This window comes from Candidatus Sodalis pierantonius str. SOPE, assembly GCF_000517405.1.
GTDB classification, from domain to species: domain Bacteria; phylum Pseudomonadota; class Gammaproteobacteria; order Enterobacterales; family Enterobacteriaceae; genus Sodalis_C; species Sodalis_C pierantonii.
In genome coordinates, this window is sequence record NZ_CP006568.1 from 3,184,723 (window position 1) to 3,202,325 (window position 17,603).

A 17,603-nucleotide genomic window follows, 5' to 3' on the forward strand; every position below is an offset into this window, starting at 1 on the left:
CAGCGTCGCTCATCCCACTTGATCCGCCTGTCTTACGCCAGACCACAGTCCTTCAAAAAGGGCAGTCCCCGCGCCATCGAAGAACGCCGCATCTCGCAGCGTACCTGTGCCAATGGGATGTTCCGCAGCGTACGAGAGTTCTTTATTTTGCTGTGTCGGGCTAAAATCGAAATAGCTCATTGAGGAATGCCCTCCTCGCCAAAGCGGAGCTTTTCTGCATCAATTCTCAGCACCACAGGTCTGCCGTCCTTTCCTATCAGATAACCGCCACCCAGCTTCACCAGATACTGACTGTCGCCGTGGCTCTGTAAGCCGTATCGCCCGGGCGGCGGCTTGATTCCGTCGTCCAACACTTGCTCCTTCCAGGCTACGCCCACCGCTTTATTGAACTGGCTTTCTGATATCCCCCAGGGTAACAGCACGTCCCCCTGTCCTCCGTAGTTGTAAACGCCCCCAGTCGCCACGTTGATAGCCTGAGTCCAAGTGTCTTTGTCGTATTCCCCTGACACGTTCCCCTTGCGTGCCATGACGCCAGCGTAATAATCCTTCGCGACATCGTACGCCTGCGCAGCGCCTTCGGCATCCCCCGCAAAAGCCTTGCCTACCTTGTCGACAAACTCAGGGCGTAAATCAGTATCTTTAGGCATTTCAATCCCGCGGGTTTTATTCTCGATCCCGTTGACGTTGGTCGTCACACCGGCGCGGGCATTGGCCCCCTCGATAATCGTTTTCGCTGCATCATCAAGGCTAACCGTAGAGTCAGAAAACCAGCCAGAATTTCCTATTACGTTACCCCTCTTTCCCATGATGGCACCGGCAACCGCCGCCGACGGCGCGTAGCGGCTCACCTGCTGTAACGCGGCTGAGTACTGCGCCCCTGATCCCAGCCCCTGCCGCATTGCATCCAGATAAGCAACGGACTGTGACGCCGGTGCAGAACGCAGCATTTCGCCTATCTGAGACGCTTCCGACTGGGAAAAAATGGCTAACGGGGTGCCGTAATGCCGTGCCAGCTCAGGGGTTAAGCTCGCCCGCGCCGATAGCCCCGCGCTTAAGGAATCAGGCGTTTGCATATCGAGAGGGTCAATTTGTTTTTGTTCCGTGGCGTATTGAATAGGATCTTGCATTCGCGCCCTGTTGACGTATTCAACGGCTTTTTGCAATGTCTCATGCCGTTTAGCCGCCTCAGCGTAACCTTCTCCTGGCACGGGTTGACGCGCATTCAGCAAGGCCTGCTGCCCCACCGGTGATAACTGCTGGACCGTTGAGATATCACTGCCTAGCTGTTGGGTATCGAGATAATTTGCATATTCTTTCTGTCCGGCATCATAGCCGTAGGCGCGGGTAAATTCGTCCGCTGTGAATTCACGGGGGTAATTCTTCCCACGTAACGCCGCCGCGGTGAAATCTTTCAGTTCACCCTCTAACTCAACACGATATTCCCGCTGCTGTTGGCTGAGCTGTCCCTGCGCCACGCTGCGCAACCGGGCGAGTTGTACCGGATCTAACTGGGTCACGGCAGTAGTCTCGCCCGCCGCGCGCAAGTGGTTACCGTCCGACGCGGGTAGCGTCACCAGACCCAGCGCGGACATTGCTCCCGTTGAGATTTGTTCTTTGGAATAGGGGTTACCGCCATTTTCATGCTCGGTTATTCCCGCACACAGCGCGGTTAGCGTATTGATGTCCGTCAGGTCGAGTCGCTTGCCGGCGGGTACGCCTAACGCTTTGGAAATGGCGGCGATATAGGCGACGGTGTCGTTTTCATTCGGGGGTGCCCAGCGTCCGATGATTTGCTCGACCGTGTTGTAACCGCGTTTATTGTAGGCCAGCAGGTTTTTGCACAACGCACGAAGGCCGTGCTCAGGCGTCGCGAATGACGCAAACCGTCCGTCGCCCTTGGTCTCCCCCTCCCAGGTGTTTTCCGTGCGTACCAGATTCCCCGGATTGTTACTGCGCACGCCGACCGGCTCGGTTGCGCTGCCGCCGCTATAGCGCATCGCCCCCCCCCCCCCGGCGTCTGAGGGCTCTCCCGCCAGCCGGACGAAATCAGCGGGATTCGATACCGCGATATTCTGCGCGGTAGTCAACGCGGTTGTTTTCACATAATTGTTCTGCTGCTCGCTTATCTGTTCCGGAGTCCAACCGTGCGCCTTGCCGTACTCGGCGATCTGCTGTTGCGCGCTCCCGACTTCCAGTTGGTAACTGACGTTGTCATGCCAAAATCCGGCGGCGCGCGTCTGGCTGTTGGCTATCGTTGATTCAAAATTCCCCTGCTCAACGCGCCGACGCTGCCCCAACTCATGGCTTAAGCCGGTTCGCTCGAGTTGGATACGCCGCGCGATAGCCTGCTGCTGGAACGGCTCGAGCATATCTGAGGGCAACTCAGCCGCCAGTTTATTGGCGAAATCCTCGTATTGCCGCGTGTAATAACCCGTAGCCCCTTCTGCGTTTGTCCCCTGCAACGAAAGCAGCCCGTGTTCGGGGTCATTGACCAGGCCATGGGTGAAATTATCAAGCTGCAGCGTCAGTGCCTGTAAATGACTCTGTCTTTCCTGCTCGATGCGCCGCTGTTGCTGCTCCGCGACCCCGATGCCTACCGACGCCAAATGCTGCAGTGCATTCGCGACGGCGCCGGTGTTGCCCACGTCAACGCAGGTCGGTTGTGCGGCAGGCGTCGCATTGCCAAAATTCCCCACTGGAATACGCATCAGCGGATCTCCATATTCGCGAAAAGGTTACTTGAAGCGGTGTCTGTCGTCGGGTTAGCTTTCTTCCAGCCTGAGTAAGCCATTGCCCCTCCCTGTAATAACGCGCTGCCGGCATTGATATATCCCGCTGATGCCGCATTGCTGCCGCTAATACGGTCGGCTTGCGCCTGCGCCCTGTAGCGTGCGCTGGTGTTCATGCCGTTTACTATCGTGGTGTAGGCATCCTCTTCCGCATCGCCGGTAATGCCAGAGGTAATGCGTAACGCAGTGCCCGCCCCGGTTTCTACCCCGGAGGCGGCCAGTGCGGCATTCGCCTGCGCCGCCTGATGCTGGCCCGCCTTACGGATTTTTTCCCCCTGCACCTTTGCCGCCGTTTTAGCCGCATCAGCGTCTGCCTCAGCCTGTGCGGCCTGATAATTCGCCATCTTCTGCTGTTGCTGCCCCTGCACGACGGCCCCGCCTGCCGCCAATACCGACGATGCAACCAGCGCAATCTCGACGCCTGTACACATCTCACACCTCCATCGAATAAAGCAGCCCGGTGCGTGACAAGCCAAGCCGTGAATATAATTCGCCGGTGCGTTCCTCGTGCACCCCCGTGGTAATACCCATGTTGATCACCGTGACACCGTGGTCTTTCGCCCAGGCAATAAAGGATTTGACCAATCGCGCGCCGGCCGACCCGCCACGATGGTTCGGGGAAATGAAAACGCCGTACTCAAACGCCATCAACTGGTGCGAAAACCACTGTTCCCCGATGGCACCGGCCAGCCAGCCGATGATCGACCCTGTACACGATTCTGTGTAAATGCCTTTTCTCAGAAGTGACCGTCCAGGCGGTCACCGAACTCGATAATAAAGCGGCTCATTGCCATGCGCCAGTCCCTCAAAGGCATTGTCCATTTCTGTGAGGCCGCCTGTATCGCCAGCCACACCACCTTATTTCACTGCGTCGTCGGTCGGGAACACCTTGCGCTTTTTGATGGCATGCCGGATCACGCTGTTTAACTACTCGATGGCGTTGGTCGTGTAGATCACCTTGCGGATGTCCGTTGGGTAGGCAAAGAACGTGGCCAGATTGGCCCAGTTTGCCTGCCAGCTTCGACTTATTTGCGGGTAGCGGATGTCCCAGGCACTGGAGAACGCTTCCAGCGCCTGCAAGCCGGCTTCTTCCGTAGGGGCCTGATAGATAGCTTTCAGGTCGCGGGTGACGGCTTTGTAGTCCTTCCAGGAGACGAACCGCAGGCTGTTGCGCACCATATGCACGATACACAGCTGGAGCCGCGCCTCCGGATACACCGCGTTAATAGCGTCAGGGAAACCTTTCAGCCCGTCTACGCAGGCGATAAGGATATCGTTCAGGCCGCGGTTTTTCAGCTCTGTTAGCACGTTCAGCCAGAACTTTGCGCCTTCATTTTCGGCCAGCCACATACCTAGCAACTCTTTCTGGCCTTCGATGTTGATGCCCAGCGCCAGGAACACAGATTTGTTGATGATGCGGCTGTCCTGCCGGACTTTTAGAACGATACAGTCAAGATAAACAATGGGATAGACTGCATCCAGAGGCCGGTTTTGCCATTCAACAACCTGCTCCATGACCGCATCGGTGACCTTTGAGACCAGCGCCGGCGAGACATCGGCGTCATACAGCTCTTTGAACGCGGCGGCGATCTCGCGGGTGGTCATCCCTTTGGCGTACAACGATAAAATCTGGTTATCCATCCCGGTAATCCGGGTCTGGTTCTTCTTCACCAGTTGCGGTTCAAAGGAACCGTCACGATCGCGCGGAGTACGCAGCGCCAGCGGGCCATCGCCAGTGGTAACGGTTTTTGTGGAATAGCCGTTGCGGGCGTTGGTCCCCGGTTTAGGCTGATTTTTATCGTAGCCGAGGTGATGGGTCATTTCGGCATTGAGAGCTGCTTCGACGCTGATTTTTTTCAGCAGCCGATCGAAGTGACTGAGATCTTCAGGGGTTTTGAGATTTTTGGCCAGTTCGTTAGCCAGAGCCTGCAACTGTTTTTCGTTCATAAATTAACCTGTTTTTGATGTTGGATTGAACATATCAAAATCAGGCAAATACACAAATTTCTAAACAGGCTCGTATGGGATAATCATTTGCATGTCATTCAGAATAAAACCGGATCACGTATTGCCATTCCCTTATCTATCCAATGCAAGGCCATTAACATTACTTTATCAGAAATTATTTCTATGTGCCGTGATAGCATTGTCAGCCCATATCTTTTACACCATCATCATTCAGTAGCTAGAACAAAACGCGGTGGCCGAATTCAAGAACAAACAATCACTGGCGCGTTTAGTGCCGCTAGAGATGCGAGCGGCATCAAATGGAAGGAAGGCACACCTCCAACATTTCATGAACAACGTTCTTTATCTGAACGTTTATAAAGAGAGCAAGGAATAGATACGAAATCGTTGCTTGGCCATAAAAACCAGCAAATGACCGATAAGTACAATGATGATAGAGGCCGTAATTGAACTGTGATTGCTGTGTAATTGACTGAATAAAAAACATACAATTTTGCAGAAGAGTTTTGCAGGGGTTTTGCAGAAGAAAATGATAAATCCATTAACCATATGAAATATATATTGTTATTTCGTATTTAGGAATAAAAGACTTATTTCTTAATAACATAACGATATACGATTCTGTCACTTCCACCCCTATGCTGAAAGGGTATGCTTTGCTGAAAATCCCCTTTCTTTCGCACCCGAACTATAGGACTGGTCATGAGCAAAATTTATGAAGACAATTCACTGACTATCGGTCACACCCCGTTGGTCCGTCTAAACCGTATAGGCAATGGCCGCATCCTGGCGAAGGTGGAATCGCGCAATCCCAGCTTCAGCGTCAAATGCCGCATCGGCGCGAATATGATTTGGGATGCGGAAAAGCGGGGCGTGCTTAAACCGGGCGTGGAGCTGGTGGAGCCCACCAGCGGCAACACTGGCATTGCGTTGGCCTATGTCACGGCGGCCCGCGGCTATAAACTGACGCTGACCATGCCTGAAACGATGAGCAGCGAGCGCCGTAAGCTTCTAAAAGCGCTGGGCGCCAACCTGGTGTTGACCGACGGCCCGAAAGGGATGAAAGGCGCCATTGCCAAGGCGGAAGAAATTGTCGCGACCGATCCCGAGCGCTTCCTGATGCTCCAGCAGTTCAGCAATCCGGCCAATCCGGCCATCCATGAGCAGACCACCGGCCCGGAAATCTGGCAATACACCGACGGCGATGTAGACGTCTTTATCGCCGGGGTCGGTACCGGGGGCACCATCACCGGCGTTAGCCGTTATCTGAAAAATACTCAGGGTAAGAACGTGTTTACCGTCGCGGTGGAGCCCACCGACTCCCCCGTCATCACCCAGGCGCTGGCCGGAGACGAAATCAAGCCTGGACCGCATAAAATCCAGGGGATCGGCGCCGGTTTCATTCCCGATAATCTGGATCTGAAGCTTATCGACCGGGTCGAGAAAATTACTAACGATGAAGCGATCAGCACCGCGCGCCGCCTGATGGAAGAGGAAGGCATCCTGGCCGGCATTTCCTCCGGCGCCGCCGTTGCGGCAGCGCTGAAGCTGCAAGAAGAGGAAGATTTCGCCAACAAGAATATTGTGGTGATCCTGCCCTCCTCCGGCGAGCGCTATCTCAGCACCGATCTGTTTACTTCGCCTGAATTATAATAGCGCCCGCTATAGCCGGTTTGTTGAAAAAAGCACCCGCCAGGGTGCTTTTTTGTGGACTGGATCATACTTTTAACCCACCACGAATTGATTTTGTTGGTCCTGTCTTGTATTTAAACGGACAATTATTTCGGAGTATGAAATTAATCAGGCTATTTATTATACAGTCAACAGAAACGCTCGCCGGCCTATGGATTTCCGACGAAAAGCGGCATAATGATTAATGTCAAAAGCATTCATGCCTCAAACGGCGTGATTAAGCAATTAATGCTGGGACGCCCCGTCAGGACGAGTATCGCCTACGATCGCGCCACAGACTCCGCCACAACCATATAGGCTAAAGTGAACCTTTTAAGCTAAACTTTAGCCCCATAACACTGATATCATCTAATAAGTTGGGGAAATAAAATGTACCAGCAAGAAGTTACGATTACTGCTCCTAATGGTCTGCATACCCGTCCCGCCGCCCAGTTTGTCAAGGAAGCCAAAGGCTTTAGTTCCGAAATCACCGTGACCTCTAATGGCAAAAGCGCCAGCGCAAAAAGCCTGTTCAAACTGCAAACCCTTGGTCTGACGCAGGGTACCGTCGTCACAATCGCCGCGGAAGGCGAAGATGAACAAAAGGCGGTAGAACATTTGGTTAAACTTATGGCAGAGCTTGAGTAACATACGGCCCGGTCTTTTTAGTTAATATGTGTCATGAGTAAGGTAGGGTTATGATTTCAGGCATTTTAGCATCACCGGGCATCGCCTTTGGTAAAGCGCTGCTACTGAAGGAAGATGAGATTGTCATCAACCGGAAAAAGATCACCGCGGACCAGGTCGAACCGGAAGTTGAACGTTTTCTTGCCGGACGCGCCAAAGCCTCCGCGCAGCTGGAAGCGATCAAAACCAAAGCGGGTGAAACCTTCGGTGAGGAAAAGGAAGCCATCTTCGAAGGCCATATCATGTTATTGGAAGACGAAGAGCTTGAGCAGGACATCATAGCCCTTATCAAAGAAGACCTCGCCAGCGCGGATGCTGCCGTGTATACCGTGATAGAAACGCAGGCGAAAGCGCTGGAAGAACTCGACGACGAATACCTCAAAGAACGCGCCACCGACGTGCGCGATATCGGTAAACGTTTACTGCGCAATATTCTCGCTATGCCGATCATCGACCTGAGCGCCATCAGCGAGGAAGCCGTGCTGGTCGCGGTGGATTTGACACCGTCGGAAACCGCGCAGCTGAATCTGGATAAAGTGTTGGGCTTCGTCACCGATATCGGCGGCCGGACCTCCCATACATCCATTATGGCGCGCTCGCTAGAGCTGCCGGCGATTGTTGGGACGGGTAACATCACCAAGCAGGTCGCCAACGGCGATTATTTGATTCTGGACGCTATCAACAACCAGATTTATATCAACCCCGAACCGGCGGTGATTGAAGAACTGAAAGCGCTGCAAAGCCAATACGCCGCCGAGAAGAGCGAACTGGCCAAGCTTAAGGATCTGCCCGCCGTCACGCTTGACGGCCATCAGGTGGAAGTCTGCGCCAATATCGGCACCGTGCGCGACGTGGCGGGCGCCGAACGCAACGGCGCGGAAGGCGTGGGCCTGTATCGCACCGAGTTCCTGTTTATGGATCGCGATTCATTGCCCAGCGAAGAGGAGCAGTTCCAGGCTTACAAAGCGGTGGCCGAATCCATGCCCACCGGTTCGATTATCGTGCGCACCATGGATATCGGCGGCGACAAAGATTTGCCCTATATGAATCTGCCGAAAGAGGACAACCCGTTCCTCGGCTGGCGCGCTATCCGCATCGGGCTTGATCGTAAAGAGATGCTGCACGCGCAGCTGCGCGCCATTCTGCGCGCCTCGGCGTTCGGCAAGCTGCGCATCATGTATCCGATGATCATTTCCGTAGAAGAAGTGCGCATCCTGAAGCATGAACTCTCGCTGTTGAAAGCGCAGCTGCGCGAAGAGGGCAAGGCCTTCGACGAGGGCATCGAAGTCGGCGTGATGGTGGAAACACCCGCCGCCGCGGTGATCGCCCGTCATCTGGCCCAGGAAGTCGATTTCTTTAGTATTGGGACAAACGACCTGACCCAGTATACTCTTGCCGTGGATCGCGGTAATGAGCTTATTTCTCATCTGTATAATCCCATGTCTCCGGCGGTACTGACATTAATTAAGCAAGTCATTGACGCGTCTCACGCTGCGGGCAAATGGACCGGTATGTGCGGCGAGCTGGCGGGAGATGAACGTGCTACACTACTGTTATTAGGGATGGGACTGGATGAATTCAGCATGAGTGCTATCTCTATCCCGCGCATCAAGAAAATTATTCGTAATACCAATTTTGGCGATGCAAAGGCATTAGCAGAGGAAGCATTAGCTCAGCCAACAGTGGAAGAGTTGATGAATCTGGTCAACAAATTTATTGAAGAAAAAACGCTCTGCTGATTTCACGACGCTGACCCGATATAAATGCTTAGGAGAAGATCATGGGTTTGTTCGATAAACTGAAATCTCTGGTTTCCGATGATAAGAAAGACACGGGAAGCATTGAAATAGTTGCACCTCTTTCGGGGGAAATTGTAAACATTGAAGATGTTCCTGACGTGGTTTTCGCTGAAAAGATCGTGGGCGATGGGATCGCCATCAAGCCCAGCGGCAATAAAATGGTCGCCCCGGTAGACGGCACGATCGGCAAAATTTTCGAGACTAATCACGCTTTCTCCATCGAATCCGACAGCGGCATTGAGCTGTTCGTCCATTTCGGTATCGATACCGTTGAGCTGAAAGGCGAAGGATTCCGCCGTATCGCTGAAGAAGGTCAACGTGTGAAAAAAGGTGACGTTGTGATCGAGTTTGATCTGCCGTTGCTGGAAGAAAAAGCGAAATCGACCCTGACGCCGGTAGTGATTTCCAATATGGATGAAATCAAAGAGCTGGTGAAATTGTCCGGCAGCGTCGTGGTCGGTGAAACGCTGATCATACGTATCCGCAAGTAGCCCCTCCCCCTTCCTTTCCGGCCGCAGCGGCCGGAACAACGATAACGGCGCTCAATGAGCGCCGTTAATTTTTGCCGTCGGTGGCCAGGCCGTAAACGGTTACTTCCAGTGGGGTTACTGCCAGTGGAGTAGCCTCAAATGAATTTGCAGCCCGCCCTCGCGCCCGTTATGGGCGTCGACCGACCCGCCGTGCGCCAACAGCACTTTGCGGGAAATCGCCAGCCCCAGGCCGTAGCCCTTGCCGCTTTGCGGGGAATTCACCCGCACAAAGGGATCGAAAATGCTGGACAGCTTCTCTTCGGCAATCCCCGGCCCCTGGTCTGCTACGCTGATTGTGCTGGTTCCGGTCACATCCGATCACTGATTCCGGTCGCCCGATCAGCGATTCCGATTCTGTACGATCGCTCATCTTCTGTTCCGCCATACTCTGGAGACTTTTAGCTTCCGGGGGCATGGCATGGCACGTAAAAAGAAGAAAGCGAGAACGGAAATGTGCATCTATATTAATGTATTACGTATGAAATTCGAGCAGCGTCGCTCGAATCGCACTATCGCAGCAGCGCTCGGCATAGGCTGTACTACCGTGCACGATATCCTCGGCCGATTCACGGTAGCTAACCTGGTCTGGCCATTGCCGGCGGAACTGTCCCCCATCGACCTCGACCGCCTGCTCTATCCCGGCAAATCCGGAAAGTTATCAATACCTTACCCAGCTGGCTTGATATCGATACCGAGTTAAGCCGCAAGGGCATGACCAAGCAGCTGCTCTGGATGGAATATCAGTCCGCTGTGGGCGGTGATGCCCTCGGTTACTCACAGTTTTGTGCACTGTTCCGTGACTGGAAAAAGAAGCAGCGGCGTTCCATGCGCATGGAGCACAAGGCTGGCGAAAAGCTCTTCATCGACTTCTGTGGCCCCACCGTACCTATCGTCAACCCTGCGACCGGTAGCGTACGCCAGGTCGCTATCTTCGTCGCTGCCATGGGCGTGTCAGGCTATGCGTATATCGAAGCCTGCGAAGGCCAGGACATGGCATCGTGGCTCAACGCCAATAGCCGCTGCCTGCACTTCATGGGTGGGGTTCCGGAGCTGATGATACCTGATAATCTGCGCAGCGCTGTCAGCACCCCTGACCGCTATGAGCCGGTCATAAACCAGAGCTACCAGGCGCTGGCAAATCACTATGAGACAGTGGTGCTACCGGCGCGCCCGAGAAAACCGAAAGACATGGCGAAGGCAGAATCAACTGTGCAGCTGGTAGAACGCTGGGTTTTGGCCCGGTTGCGTAAACGTAGGTTCTACTCGCTGGCCGAACTCAACCAGGTGATACGAGAACTCAATCATGAGTTGAATTTGCGCCCGATGCGTCATTACGGCGGACAAAGTCGCCTTGAACGCTTCGAGCAGCTGGACAAACCGGCTCTTGGGCCTCTACCGCCCACACAATGGGAATACAGTGAGTATCTCGTTGCCCGAGTGGGACCTGATTACCACATAGACTACGGCAAAAACTGGTACTCGGTGCCGCATCCGCTGGTTGGCGAGCGCGTTGACGTCATCGCCACCCAACGGCTGGTGTAAATCCACCATAAGGGCGTCTGCGTGGCTACGCACCCTCGCAGCGATAACGCCTATAGGCACACGACTCAGGCGGCGCACATGCCGGCTAACCATAAGGGGCAGAGTCAGTGGACGCCGGAAAGGCTGTGCAGTTGGGCGCTGTCGGTGGGTGTGTGCACACTGAAAGTGGTCGAGTCCATCCAAAAGAGCAAAGCCCATCCGGAGCAGGCTTACCGCTCCGTGCTGGGGCTACTCAATCTGCAACGGCGCTATGAGACGACGCGACTGGAGAAGGCCTGCGCGCTGGCGTTGGAGAAAGGGTGCATTAACCGCTCTTTCATAGCCAACGTATTGAAACACGGTCGTGAAAGTGAGGTCACCCAGGACGGAGCCGGCGTATCAATGCTGGTTCACGAAAACCTCCGAGGTCCGGACAGTTATCACTAAGGAGAATAAATATGGATACACTGTTAATGGCTCTGCGAGAGCTGAAGTTGTCGGCAATGGTCCAGGCGTTGGAGACGCAACGCGAACTCCCGGGGAGTTATGGGGAGCTGGGGTTCGAGGAGCGGTTGTCGCTGATGGTAGAAGCGGAAAATTTGCATAGAAAAAACAACCACATATTCCGTCTGCGACGGCAATCGCAAATGCGCTTGCAGGCAAAACCGGAAGATATCCGCTATATCCCTAGCCGAGGAGTGACACCGGAACAGATGCGAGATCTGCTAGGGGGACAATATCTGAAATATCAGAAAAGCATACTCATCACGGGGCCAACAGGTACGGGCAAAACCTGGCTCAGTTGTGCGCTTGGTGAGCAGGCATGCCGGCAGCAATATAGCGTGCGTTACTGGCGAGTGGGTCGGTTGCTGGCCCATCTTCACCAGTGTCAGATAGACGGGATCTATCTAAAACAGCTTAAGCAGTTAGAAAAAATAGAGTTACTGATCTTGGACGACGTGGGCCTAGAATCAATAAGTCCGATGCAGGCAACGATGCTGTTGGAGGTGATGGAAGATCGCTACGACAAAAGCAGCAGCATCCTGATCAGTCAACTGCCGGTGAAAAAATGGTATGGACTGATAGAAAACCCCACGACAGCTGACGCGTTACTCGATCGGTTAGTACACCCCAGCTATAGACTGGAACTTAAAGGCGAATCACTACGCAAAGAGCAAGGAGTAGCCAGCACAGGAAAAATAGACTAAACCCGAGTCAGAAGATGAGCGAACACGTGAACGAATATCACTGGAATGGGTGATCGGAAAATATCGGAATAACTGATCGGATGTCGCCGGAACAGCTGATCGGATACGTCGGAATCTGCAGATTTGTGAGCAGGCGATCTTCCACCGCCAGCTTCACCGCAATCTCTTGCCCCGGCAGTGAAAAATGCAGCGCATTGCGCACGATGTTTTCCACCGCGCGGCGCATCATTTCCGCGTTGCCTTTGACGGTATAGTCCGCCGGCTGCTGGGCGGTCAGTGTGATGGTCACCCGGGTGAGCTGCGCCTCGTACCGGGCGTCGTTGACCACCGCTTCCACCAGCCCCAGTAAATCGAAATACTCCTCCGCCAGCATGCCCTGGTGCTCCGCGCGCGAAAGCGCCAGCAGCTCCCCCACCATGCGATCCAGACGCTCGGCTTCCTGCTTGATGCGCGCCAGGGAGGTATCCACGTTAGCCGAATTCTGATGCGCCAGTCCGATGACCAATTGCAATCGGGCCAGCGGCGTGCGCAGTTCGTGGGAAATATCGTGCAGCAGCGCCTCACGCGCCGCGACCAGCACCTGCAGCCGCTCGGCCATGGCGTCAAAGTCCTTCGCTACTTCGGTTATCTCATCGTGACGGCGGCGTATAACGGGAAAGAGTCGCACCGTTAAATCCCCCAGGGACACGCGTGCAAAGGCCCGGCGCAGCTGGCGCATGGGGCGGGTCAGGTTCCAAGCCAGAAGCAAACTGAACAGCAGCCCGACCGTCATCCCCAGCCAGAACAGCGGACTGGGCATATTGAGGATATTGCTCCTGTGGCCGTTGTGATACTGCCTGCGTAAGCTTTCAAAGTCGTAGCGCAGCAGATATTGCCGACCATCGGCCGCCGTTACTTGCCGGTTGGCGATGGATTCCAGCGGCGGCAGCGCGGGGTTTCCCGACGGCCCGCGCCGGGGCCGGGCGCCGGCCTCCTCATCTCCCGCTGGCGTCGCCGGACGAATCCCCTTGTCGGCGAAAAAGGAAGCGTTTTCTGCCGCCGCCCCAGGTTTGCTGTCGGCGGGCGTTAACGGTTTGGCGACCAGCAGCGTTTGTTCCCCGTCCGGCCACTGCGCCATGAGTGCCTGCAATGCCGGTAGTCCGCCCGTTTTCAGCGCCGACTCGGCCGACACCATCTGCAAATGGATGAAACGTCGGGCGATAGACTCTTCCGGCGGTTCGTGGCGATTGCCATACAGGATAAAACCGACCCACAGCGCCTGGGTAATCAGCAGGAATATCAGCCAAAAGCCGAGCAGGATCTTCCAGAACAACCGCCCCGGTATTCTCATCAGCGGATCCGATAGCCGATACTGAGCACCGTTTCAATGCCCAAACTGCTGCCGGGCAGCAGCGACAATTTTTGCCGGATGTTGCTGATATGCACGTCGACGCTGCGATCGTACGCCTCGCGGCGACGGCCCAGCCCCTTTTCCGACAGGTCATCTTTTGACACCACTCTATCGGGCGCGCGGATCAAAAGCTCCAGCAGATTGAATTCCGAAGCGGTAAGATCGAACGCTTTCCCTCGCCATAAGCTGGTGCGGGTGGCGGGATTGAGTATCAGATCGCCGAAGCTTGCGACGCCGGCCTCGGCAGGCTGCTCCGGCCGTTCGTCGAAACGACGCAGCACCGCGCGCAGCCGCGCGACCAGCTCGCGGGGATAGCAGGGCTTGGGCATGTAATCATCTGCGCCCATTTCCAGACCGATGACGCGATCGATATTATCGCCTTTCGCGGTCAGCATGATAATCGGCATACGGCTGCTTTTGCGAACCTGGCGCAAGACATCGGTGCCGCTCATATCCGGTAGCATGATATCCAGAATCATAGCGGTATAGTCGCCGGAAAGCGCGCCGTCCCCCCCTTCCTGGCCGGTCAGGGCCAAGGAGGTATCGAAACCCTCCGCGGTCAGGTATTCGCTCAGCATTTTGCCCAGTTCCCGATCGTCATCAACCAGCAAAATTTTCATTTTTTTCTCCCCACAAACGTCGCCATTGCTCTCCCGCGTTAGCGCCAGACAGCCTTGCATCATTCATCAGGTCACAGGCCAGCCACTGTTTGACCCGCGAGTGAGCAAAAGGTGCTGCCAATAATGCCAGAATGCGGCAAAAGCGCTGACGCAGCATCAGCCTAATCAAATACTCCGGTGGACAAGTAGCGATCGCCGCGGTCGCCGCAGACGGCGACCACCAGACTCCCCGGGGCCTTTGCGGCCACGCGCAATGCGCCGGCCACCGCTCCGCCAGAGCTAACGCCGCAGAAAATACCCTCTTCCCGCGCCAGTCGGCGCATCGTCGTTTCCGCTTCGTCTTGAAGCATATCCAGGGTTCGAGCCACCAACTCAGACTGAAAAATAGCCGGCATATAGGCAGCCGGCCAGCGCCGGATGCCGGGAATACTGCTTCCCGGCATCGGCTGAAGCCCGACGATGGTGACGTCCGCACGGCGCGATTTCAAAAACCGGCCAACGCCCATGATGGTGCCGGTGGTGCCCATGCTGGACACAAAATGACTAATGCGCCCGTCGGTCTGACGCCAGATTTCCGGCCCGGTGGTGGTAAAATGCGCCAGCGGATTATCTGGATTATTGAATTGATCCAGTACCTTCCCGCCCGTGGCGCGGGCAAGCGCGCGCCCGGTCACGTGCGCCCTCCATCCCAAGCCCCTGATCCACCAAAATTAGTTCGGCCCCGTAGGCGCGCATTGCCGCCTGCCTCTCCATGCTCATATTGTCAGGCATCAGCAGTTTCAGACGATAACCCTTCAGCGCGGCAATCATCGCCAGGGCAATGCCGGTGTTGCCGCTGGTGGCCTCAATCAAGATATCGCCGGGGGCGATCTCGCCGCGCCGCCTGTTGAATCATGAATAAGGCGGCGCGATCCTTCACCGACCCCGCCGGATTATTGCCTTCCATCTTCAACCAAATCTCGCCGCCGCCACAGGCCCCTCCTCTGCGCACCGTCGCTAACAGGCGACCTGATCCTTGAGCGCCGGATAATCAGTATAGCCCTCTGCGCCGCGGGCATAGATGGTCTGCGGGTTGACCTCGTTTAGCGACGCCTGGCCGCGCAGGCGCTCCACCAAATCCGGGTTGGCGATATACAGTTTGCCGAACGCTACTGCCTCAGCGGCACCGGCGGCGACCGTGGCGGCAGCGCTTGCGCCGGTAAACCCTTCGTTGACGATTAAAGCGCCGTGGAAATGCTGCCGCAGCGTCGGCGCCAAGCGGTTGGGAAAGTCCAGCGCCTCACGGGCGAAGATGAAAGCCAGCCCGCACGCGTTTAATTCTCGCGCGACATAGCTGAACATCGCCTTGGGATCGGAATCACGCATGCTGTGGGTGTCCGACATCAGATTGAGATGCACCCCCACACGATCGGCGGGCCAGACGGTCAGCACCGCATCCACCGCCTCAAGCAAAAAGCGGGCGCGATTGGCTATCGAACCGCCGTAGCGATCGGTACGCTGGTTGGAACCGTCATGCAGGAACTAATCGAAAAGATAGCCATTGGCCGCGTGCAGCTCCACGCCGTCAAAGCCGCTGCGCTTGGCATTTTCCGCCGCCTGCCGGTAATCCTCTACGATCCCGGCGATTTCGTCGGTTTCCAGCGCCCGCGGCGTAACATAGGTTTTTTGCGGACGGATAACCGAGACAAAGCCCTCCGGCGCAATTGCGCTGGGGGCGACCGGCCGTTCGCCGTCAAGGTAAAGGGGATCGGATATCCGCCCGACGTGCCAAAGTTGGCTGACGATTTTACCGCCGGCCTGGTGCACCGCCGCGGTCACTTTCGCCCACGCCTGAGTCTGCTCCTGCGACAAAATCCCCGGCGTATTGGGATAACCGACGCCCTGCGGCGACACCGACGTCGCCTCGGTGAAAATCAACCCTGCGCTGGCTATAGTATTCCTGCGCCAGCGCCCCGGGCACGCGCTCGTCGTCGGCGCGCATCCGGGTGAGCGGGGCCATCACGATGCGGTTAGCCAGCTCGATAGCGCCAATCTTTATGGGTTCAAACAGTTCAGCCATGACTTACCAGTTCAGCCATGACTTACCTCGTTAAGGGGGATAGAGTGCCGATCGCTGACGCGACAGCCACCGGCCGCAACCCGCGTCAGGTTGGTTATTGATGAGATTTATTTCCTCACTATTAAGCCGCAAACGCCGCCGGGGGCTTTAACTGCACGGGCTTTTTCGATGTGAAATGCCGCGGCAGATCAACGGGTAACGGGCAACGGAACTTCGGCGGCGGACAGACCCGCGCAACGCACGGGTCATGAAAAGAGGAGGCCTTAGGCGCTTTCGGCGAAGGCTATCGGTTGCAGGGCTTTATCGCCGGTGTAGAGGCGGGCGTTCTGGCCACCGAGGTAGCGACGATCGCCTCGTGCCGGCGTGCCGGCCGACTCCGTCGCCACCACCACCGTCAAAGGCTGCGGGTGCCAGCCCAGCGGTTGTACTACCAATTGCCAGTAGTGGCTGCGCGGACTGACATCAATGATTTGTACCGGCAACGGGCAGCGGGCGGTGGGTTTTTCGCTTAACGCCATTTCCCACGGCCGCAGGAACAGCTCTACCTGCCCTTGATGAACCGGCGCGTAAGGCAACGGCCAATGGTACGGGCCGACAAAGAGCTCGGCGCCGCGGATTTCACCGTCCAGCCTGTTGACCTCGCCCAGGAACTCCAGCACAAAACGGCTTGCCGGCTCGCGCCAAACCTCCTGCGGCGTTCCCACCTGTTCGATGTTGCCCTGGCTCATCACTACTACCCGATCCGCCACTTCCATTGCCTCTTCCTGATCATGGGTGACAAACACGCTGGTGAACTTGAGCTCTTCGTGCAGCTGACGCAGCCAGCGGCGCAGCTCTTTACGCACCTGCGCATCCAGGGCGCCAAACGGCTCGTCGAGCAGCAGGATTTCCGGCTCCACCGCCAGCGCGCGCGCCAGCGCCACGCGCTGTTTTTGACCGCCGGAAAGCTGGGAAGGATAGCGCGCGGCCAAATGGCCCAGTTGCACCATCTCCAGCAGGCTGGCGACTTTCTGTTTGATAACGGCACGCCCGGGACGCTCCCGTCGCGGCAGGACCGTCAGACCGAAGGCGATATTTTCGGCGACGGTCATGTGGCGAAACAGGGCGTAGTGCTGGAACACAAACCCTACGTGGCGATCGCGGGCGTGCACCCGGCTGACGTCTTTACCGCCGAAACGTAAATGGCCGCTATTATGGTGTTCCAGCCCCGCGATAATACGCAAAAGCGTTGTCTTGCCCGAGCCGGAAGGTCCCAATAGCGCCACCATCTCCCCGGCGTTGATATCCAACGAAATAGCGTTCAGTACTTTGCTGTTATCAAAAAACTTACTGACCTTATCGATCGCGATACTCATTGAGAT

At 56.0% G+C, this 17,603-nt stretch carries 11 protein-coding genes and 8 pseudogenes; 7 read left to right on the plus strand and 12 right to left on the minus strand.

Annotation, left to right across the window (positions count from 1 at the left end; translation table 11 throughout):
* Positions 1 to 9: 9 nt before the first annotated feature.
* From SOPEG_RS29870 to SOPEG_RS16040, 5 genes and pseudogenes are all read right to left on the minus strand, one after another.
* Positions 10 to 180: a hypothetical protein gene (locus SOPEG_RS29870; RefSeq protein WP_236851519.1), complete on the minus strand. Its 171-nt coding sequence runs from the start codon at positions 178 to 180 to the stop codon at positions 10 to 12.
* Positions 177 to 2,708, minus strand: coding sequence for a hypothetical protein (locus SOPEG_RS16025; protein ID WP_025246097.1), 2,532 nt, complete (start codon positions 2,706 to 2,708; stop codon positions 177 to 179). The genes SOPEG_RS29870 and SOPEG_RS16025 overlap by 4 nt, the downstream gene beginning before the upstream one ends.
* On the minus strand, positions 2,708 to 3,220 hold the full coding sequence (locus SOPEG_RS16030) for a hypothetical protein (RefSeq protein ID WP_025246098.1): 513 nt from the start codon (positions 3,218 to 3,220) through the stop codon (positions 2,708 to 2,710). The genes SOPEG_RS16025 and SOPEG_RS16030 overlap by 1 nt, the downstream gene beginning before the upstream one ends.
* Position 3,221: 1 nt before the next feature.
* Positions 3,222 to 3,497: pseudogene (locus SOPEG_RS16035) on the minus strand (GNAT family N-acetyltransferase); the annotation flags it as partial.
* A gap of 29 nt (positions 3,498 to 3,526) precedes the next feature.
* Positions 3,527 to 4,736 (minus strand): annotated as a pseudogene (locus SOPEG_RS16040) (IS256-like element ISSoEn2 family transposase).
* Between the two features lie 72 nt (positions 4,737 to 4,808).
* Between SOPEG_RS16040 and SOPEG_RS25085 the strand changes: the two are divergent.
* The 5 genes and pseudogenes from SOPEG_RS25085 to crr all read left to right on the plus strand — a co-directional run.
* Positions 4,809 to 5,207 (plus strand): annotated as a pseudogene (locus SOPEG_RS25085) (tyrosine-type recombinase/integrase); the annotation flags it as partial.
* Positions 5,208 to 5,459: 252 nt separating this feature from the next.
* A complete protein-coding gene (cysK, locus tag SOPEG_RS16050) occupies positions 5,460 to 6,410 on the plus strand; it encodes a cysteine synthase A (protein WP_025246100.1) in 951 nt (316 codons plus the stop codon).
* A 408-nt stretch (positions 6,411 to 6,818) separates the two neighbouring features.
* Positions 6,819 to 7,076 (plus strand): phosphocarrier protein Hpr, encoded by a 258-nt coding sequence (ptsH, locus tag SOPEG_RS16055; RefSeq protein WP_011411525.1) that lies wholly within the window; start codon positions 6,819 to 6,821, stop codon positions 7,074 to 7,076.
* Positions 7,077 to 7,126: 50 nt separating this feature from the next.
* Entirely contained in the window at positions 7,127 to 8,854 is a 1,728-nt protein-coding gene (ptsI, locus tag SOPEG_RS16060) for a phosphoenolpyruvate-protein phosphotransferase PtsI (protein WP_025246101.1), read from the plus strand.
* A 41-nt stretch (positions 8,855 to 8,895) separates the two neighbouring features.
* Positions 8,896 to 9,405, plus strand: coding sequence for a PTS glucose transporter subunit IIA (gene crr / locus SOPEG_RS16065; RefSeq protein WP_025246102.1), 510 nt, complete (start codon positions 8,896 to 8,898; stop codon positions 9,403 to 9,405).
* Positions 9,406 to 9,519: 114 nt separating this feature from the next.
* On the opposite strand, the pseudogene SOPEG_RS16070 reads toward crr, so the two are convergent.
* Positions 9,520 to 9,738, minus strand: a pseudogene (locus SOPEG_RS16070) (sensor histidine kinase); the annotation flags it as partial.
* Between the two features lie 124 nt (positions 9,739 to 9,862).
* On the opposite strand from SOPEG_RS16070, the pseudogene istA reads away from it, so the two are divergent.
* Both istA and istB read left to right on the plus strand, forming a co-directional pair.
* Positions 9,863 to 11,412 (plus strand): annotated as a pseudogene (gene istA / locus SOPEG_RS23210) (IS21-like element ISSoEn3 family transposase).
* An 11-nt stretch (positions 11,413 to 11,423) separates the two neighbouring features.
* The gene (istB, locus tag SOPEG_RS16080) at positions 11,424 to 12,173 is read left to right on the plus strand and encodes an IS21-like element ISSoEn3 family helper ATPase IstB (protein ID WP_025246104.1); all 750 of its coding nucleotides are present in this window, start codon (positions 11,424 to 11,426) and stop codon (positions 12,171 to 12,173) included.
* A gap of 133 nt (positions 12,174 to 12,306) precedes the next feature.
* On the opposite strand, the pseudogene SOPEG_RS16085 reads toward istB, so the two are convergent.
* From SOPEG_RS16085 to cysA, 6 genes and pseudogenes are all read right to left on the minus strand, one after another.
* Positions 12,307 to 13,485, minus strand: a pseudogene (locus tag SOPEG_RS16085) (histidine kinase dimerization/phospho-acceptor domain-containing protein); the annotation flags it as partial.
* 17 nt (positions 13,486 to 13,502) lie between these two features.
* Positions 13,503 to 14,183, minus strand: coding sequence for a response regulator transcription factor (locus SOPEG_RS16090; protein ID WP_038470328.1), 681 nt, complete (start codon positions 14,181 to 14,183; stop codon positions 13,503 to 13,505).
* Positions 14,164 to 14,340 (minus strand): hypothetical protein, encoded by a 177-nt coding sequence (locus SOPEG_RS27755; RefSeq protein ID WP_158382436.1) that lies wholly within the window; start codon positions 14,338 to 14,340, stop codon positions 14,164 to 14,166. Before SOPEG_RS27755 ends, SOPEG_RS16090 begins: the two co-directional genes overlap by 20 nt.
* 4 nt (positions 14,341 to 14,344) lie before the next feature.
* Positions 14,345 to 15,129 (minus strand): annotated as a pseudogene (gene cysM / locus SOPEG_RS16095) (cysteine synthase CysM).
* Positions 15,130 to 15,179: 50 nt separating this feature from the next.
* Positions 15,180 to 16,242 (minus strand): annotated as a pseudogene (locus SOPEG_RS16100) (alkene reductase).
* 263 nt (positions 16,243 to 16,505) lie between these two features.
* On the minus strand, positions 16,506 to 17,597 hold the full coding sequence (cysA, locus tag SOPEG_RS16105; protein WP_025246107.1) for a sulfate/thiosulfate ABC transporter ATP-binding protein CysA: 1,092 nt from the start codon (positions 17,595 to 17,597) through the stop codon (positions 16,506 to 16,508).
* Positions 17,598 to 17,603: the final 6 nt, after the last annotated feature.

Coding starts and splice junctions, on each gene's coding strand:
- SOPEG_RS29870 (WP_236851519.1), bottom strand. CDS start 180: ATGAGCTATTTCGATTTTAGCCCGACACAGCAAAATAAAGAACTCTCG.
- SOPEG_RS16025 (WP_025246097.1), bottom strand. CDS start 2,708: ATGCGTATTCCAGTGGGGAATTTTGGCAATGCGACGCCTGCCGCACAA.
- SOPEG_RS16030 (WP_025246098.1), bottom strand. CDS start 3,220: ATGTGTACAGGCGTCGAGATTGCGCTGGTTGCATCGTCGGTATTGGCG.
- cysK (WP_025246100.1), top strand. CDS start 5,460: ATGAGCAAAATTTATGAAGACAATTCACTGACTATCGGTCACACCCCG.
- ptsH (WP_011411525.1), top strand. CDS start 6,819: ATGTACCAGCAAGAAGTTACGATTACTGCTCCTAATGGTCTGCATACC.
- ptsI (WP_025246101.1), top strand. CDS start 7,127: ATGATTTCAGGCATTTTAGCATCACCGGGCATCGCCTTTGGTAAAGCG.
- crr (WP_025246102.1), top strand. CDS start 8,896: ATGGGTTTGTTCGATAAACTGAAATCTCTGGTTTCCGATGATAAGAAA.
- istB (WP_025246104.1), top strand. CDS start 11,424: ATGGATACACTGTTAATGGCTCTGCGAGAGCTGAAGTTGTCGGCAATG.
- SOPEG_RS16090 (WP_038470328.1), bottom strand. CDS start 14,183: ATGAAAATTTTGCTGGTTGATGACGATCGGGAACTGGGCAAAATGCTG.
- SOPEG_RS27755 (WP_158382436.1), bottom strand. CDS start 14,340: ATGCTGCGTCAGCGCTTTTGCCGCATTCTGGCATTATTGGCAGCACCT.
- cysA (WP_025246107.1), bottom strand. CDS start 17,597: ATGAGTATCGCGATCGATAAGGTCAGTAAGTTTTTTGATAACAGCAAA.